We start from the raw sequence: 2,445 nt of genomic DNA, 5'->3' as shown, positions 1-2,445 counted from the left end.
GGACCGCAGTGTGTGCGGTCCGGGCCCGCGATTTCAGGAGTTCGGCTCAGGCTTCGCCGAACTCGCCACTGCGGACGGCGGCAACGAAGGACGACCAGGCGTCGGAGGGGAAGGCGAGGGCAGGGCCGTAGGGGTCCTTGGAGTCACGGACGGGCATCAGGCCGGGGAAACCGGGTGCCATCTCAAGGCAGTTGCCGCCTTGCTGACTGTAGGAGGACTTGAACCACCGGGCGCCGGTCAGATCAACTTCCAGAGCACTCATAGCCCTTCCGTGCCCTCCCCCACTCACGCAAAAACGCTCGACCGGGGAACCCCCAGCCGAGCGTCCGACCGGCTCCTCTGGGACACCGCCGCAGGCCGAGGCCCCCTTCAGGGCTTCGACTCAGACCTCGCCGAACTCGCCACTGCGGACAGCGGCGACGAACGAGGCCCAGGCCTCGGGCGGGAACACCAGGGCCGGGCCGTCGGGGTCCTTCGAGTCACGGACGGGCGCCAGGCCGGGGAAGTCTGCTGTCATCTCGACGCAGGTACCGCCGTTGTTGCTGTAACTGCTCTTGAACCATGCGGCATCGGACAGGTCTACGCGATCAGCCATGACGCTTCCTCTCAGATATCGCCGAACTCGCCGCTACGGACGGCGGCGAGGAAGGAGGCCCAGGCCTCGGACGAGAAAGCCAGGACGGGGCCGTAGGGGTCCTTGGAGTCACGGACGGGCATCAGGCCGGGGAAACCGGGTGCCACCTCAAGACAGTCACCACCTTGCTGACTGTAGGAGGACTTGAACCACCGGACGCCGGACAGGCCTGTGTCGTCGGTCATGACGTTCCTCTCAGACTTCACCGAACTCGCCATTGCGGACGGCGGCGAGGAAGGACGACCAGGCCTCGGACGGGAAGATCAGAGCCGGGCCGTCGGGGTCCTTCGAGTCACGGACAGGGGCCAGGCTGGGGAAGTCGGGGGCCACTTCGACACAAGACCCGCCATTGTTGCTGTAACTGCTCTTGAACCATGCGGCATCGGACAGGTCTACGCGATCAGCCATGACGTTCCCTCTCAGATCTCGCCGAACTCGCCACTGCGAACGGCAACGACGAACGACCTCCAGGCCTCGTCCCGGAAGATCAGGGCCGGGCCGTCGGGATCCTTGGAGTCACGGACAGGCATCAGGCCCGGGAGGTCGGAGGCCACCTCAACGCACTGTCCGCCGTTGCTGCTGTAGGAGGACTTGAACCACTGGGTGCCGGTCAGATCAACTTCCAGAGCTCTCATAGCCCTTCCGTGCCCTCCCCCACTCACGCAAAAACGCTCGACCGGGGAACCCCAGCCGAGCGTCCGACCGACTCCTCACGACCTGAACCGAAGCAGCCGACCACGCGTCGCCATACCTCTGGGACACCGCCGCAGGCCGAGGCCCCCTTCAGGGCTTCGACTCAGACCTCGCCGAACTCGCCGCCGCGAACAGCAGCAACGAACGAGGCCCAGGCCTCGCCTCGGAAGATCAGAGCCGGGCCATCAGGGTCCTTGGAATCGCGAACGGGCATCAGGCCCGGGAAGCCGGAAGCCACCTCAACGCACTGTCCACCATTGCCGCTGTAGCTACTCTTACTCCAGGAAGCACCCGTCAGGTCAACGTTCTCGCTCATGCTGAAGAGTCCCTTCGCGCCTTGCTGATCCTTGTGAACGATGCCGACTGCGACAACGCTTCCACCTGAAGCAGATCGTATTCCCTCGCCCAGGCGGACACGATTGCCCGGTCGTTCTCCAGGTATCCACGCTGATGCGTCTCGGTGTACCCGAGCGAGGCGCCGTCGCCGAGATCAAGAAGCGACATGGACCGCATGAACGGGCGAAGCGCGCCCAAGTCAAAGGGCGCGACTTGGACCACGTAGTTGGGCCGTTGGGCCAACTTCTCCAGATGCTCAAGCTGTTGAGACATGACAGATCCTCCGCCAACCACGGTCCGAAGACAACTCTCGTCAAGGACCACATGGACCAGCGGAGCAGGATCCCTGTTGACTCGATCCTGCCGGTTCAGTAGGAGCCGAAGGCGTTCGGCCCCCTGCTCAGCCGTGACACTTCCGCGTGCCACGGCACCAGCCTCCAGGGCCTCAGCGTAAGCGCGAGTCTGCACAAGACCGGGGATGACTCCCAATTCGAAGAGCCGGATGACCCTGGCCTCCCGCTCCTTGGCTACGTACTCCGGGTAGCCCGGCAGAAAGGAAGACCCCCTGAGGCTCCAGTACGTCAGTTCCAATGTGCCGCCGGTGTCGAGGACCCTGTCGGCAACGCGCACCCAGTCGAGCGTGGGATTGCGTGTCCCTCGTTCGAGGTTAGAAATCTGACTATCACTTAGCCTCCGCCTTTCAGTTGGGCCTGGCTGAGCTCGGTTGATGGCACTGGCGACGCGTTGTGCCTGCGTGGAGGTGTGGGGACATGCCGAGGGAC

At 64.4% G+C, this 2,445-nt stretch carries 7 protein-coding genes; all 7 read right to left on the bottom strand.

Annotated elements, in window-relative coordinates; genetic code table 11:
- Nucleotides 1-46: 46 nt before the first annotated feature.
- Nucleotides 47-262, bottom strand: a complete 216-nt coding sequence (locus tag ACFRAR_RS38615; protein WP_380705118.1) for a DUF397 domain-containing protein — start codon at nt 260-262, stop codon at nt 47-49.
- 120 nt (nt 263-382) lie between these two features.
- The gene (locus tag ACFRAR_RS38610; protein ID WP_380705116.1) at nt 383-595 is read right to left on the bottom strand and encodes a DUF397 domain-containing protein; all 213 of its coding nucleotides are present in this window, start codon (nt 593-595) and stop codon (nt 383-385) included.
- An 11-nt stretch (nt 596-606) separates the two neighbouring features.
- A complete protein-coding gene (locus tag ACFRAR_RS38605; RefSeq protein WP_380705114.1) occupies nt 607-819 on the bottom strand; it encodes a DUF397 domain-containing protein in 213 nt (70 codons plus the stop codon).
- A gap of 10 nt (nt 820-829) precedes the next feature.
- On the bottom strand, nt 830-1,042 hold the full coding sequence (locus tag ACFRAR_RS38600) for a DUF397 domain-containing protein (protein ID WP_380705112.1): 213 nt from the start codon (nt 1,040-1,042) through the stop codon (nt 830-832).
- 11 nt (nt 1,043-1,053) lie between these two features.
- Nucleotides 1,054-1,269 carry a DUF397 domain-containing protein gene (locus ACFRAR_RS38595; RefSeq protein WP_380705110.1) on the bottom strand — a complete coding sequence of 72 codons (216 nt, stop codon included), beginning with the start codon at nt 1,267-1,269 and terminating at the stop codon, nt 1,054-1,056.
- A 161-nt stretch (nt 1,270-1,430) separates the two neighbouring features.
- On the bottom strand, nt 1,431-1,643 hold the full coding sequence (locus ACFRAR_RS38590; RefSeq protein ID WP_380705108.1) for a DUF397 domain-containing protein: 213 nt from the start codon (nt 1,641-1,643) through the stop codon (nt 1,431-1,433).
- A complete protein-coding gene (locus ACFRAR_RS38585; RefSeq protein WP_380705106.1) occupies nt 1,640-2,293 on the bottom strand; it encodes a DUF5753 domain-containing protein in 654 nt (217 codons plus the stop codon). Before ACFRAR_RS38585 ends, ACFRAR_RS38590 begins: the two co-directional genes overlap by 4 nt.
- Between the last annotated feature and the right edge of the window lie 152 nt (nt 2,294-2,445).

The sequence above is a fragment of the Kitasatospora sp. NPDC056651 genome (assembly GCF_042792155.1).
Classification (GTDB): domain Bacteria; phylum Actinomycetota; class Actinomycetes; order Streptomycetales; family Streptomycetaceae; genus Kitasatospora.
Note: the sequence above shows the minus strand (reverse complement) of the source record. Positions and strands in the feature narration are given on the sequence as shown.

What these genes read in the sequence shown, in the direction of transcription:
- ACFRAR_RS38590 (WP_380705108.1), bottom strand. Translation starts at nt 1,643, where the DNA reads ATGAGCGAGAACGTTGACCTGACGGGTGCTTCCTGGAGTAAGAGTAGC.
- ACFRAR_RS38610 (WP_380705116.1), bottom strand. Translation starts at nt 595, where the DNA reads ATGGCTGATCGCGTAGACCTGTCCGATGCCGCATGGTTCAAGAGCAGT.
- ACFRAR_RS38615 (WP_380705118.1), bottom strand. Translation starts at nt 262, where the DNA reads ATGAGTGCTCTGGAAGTTGATCTGACCGGCGCCCGGTGGTTCAAGTCC.
- ACFRAR_RS38600 (WP_380705112.1), bottom strand. Translation starts at nt 1,042, where the DNA reads ATGGCTGATCGCGTAGACCTGTCCGATGCCGCATGGTTCAAGAGCAGT.
- ACFRAR_RS38595 (WP_380705110.1), bottom strand. Translation starts at nt 1,269, where the DNA reads ATGAGAGCTCTGGAAGTTGATCTGACCGGCACCCAGTGGTTCAAGTCC.
- ACFRAR_RS38605 (WP_380705114.1), bottom strand. Translation starts at nt 819, where the DNA reads ATGACCGACGACACAGGCCTGTCCGGCGTCCGGTGGTTCAAGTCCTCC.